The 570-nt window shown below is 46.0% G+C and carries 1 protein-coding gene; it reads left to right on the top strand.

The genetic code is table 11. The annotated features are described in order from the left end of the window. A partial coding sequence (locus R7Q11_RS28270; RefSeq protein WP_225467239.1) for a histidine kinase dimerization/phospho-acceptor domain-containing protein occupies positions 1–570 on the top strand: 570 nt, incomplete at both ends.

The following is a 570-nucleotide window of genomic DNA, read 5'->3' as shown; positions in this document are numbered from 1 at the left end:
CGGAGAAAGTATCCGCTGGCGACCTCGACGAAACGACATTCAATACCGAACGTAAAGATGAAATCGGTCGCTTGGCTATCAGCTTCGAACGTATGCAGCGCTCGATTCGAGAAAAAATCCAAACCATTAAACAGCAAAACGAAGAACTTGAAAGCAACATCAAGCTGATTCAGAAGCAAAATGATGAGTTGCAACTGGCTGATAAACTGAAAGATGAGTTCCTCGCAACAACCTCGCACGAATTGCGTACACCGCTACATGGCATGGTTGGGATTGCAGAAACCCTCGTGTCAGGAGCAAATGGAGTCATTCCCGCCAGTCAAAAATACCAACTTGATATCATTATCAAAAGTGGTCAACGCTTAGCTAACCTCGTAGACGATTTATTGGATTACCACAAAATGCGCTATGGCAGCATGGATATCCAAAAATCGGCAGTAAGCTTAGCTAGTGCAACACGCTTGGTGCTTGAGCTTTCTAATCACCTGCTAGGCAATAAGACCATTCGCATCATCAACCAAGTACCAGCCGACCTTAAAGCCGTTTCGGCCGATCCTCAACGCCTCGAAC

Source organism: Vibrio sp. 970 (genome assembly GCF_033339075.1).
Note: the sequence above shows the minus strand (reverse complement) of the source record. Positions and strands in the feature narration are given on the sequence as shown.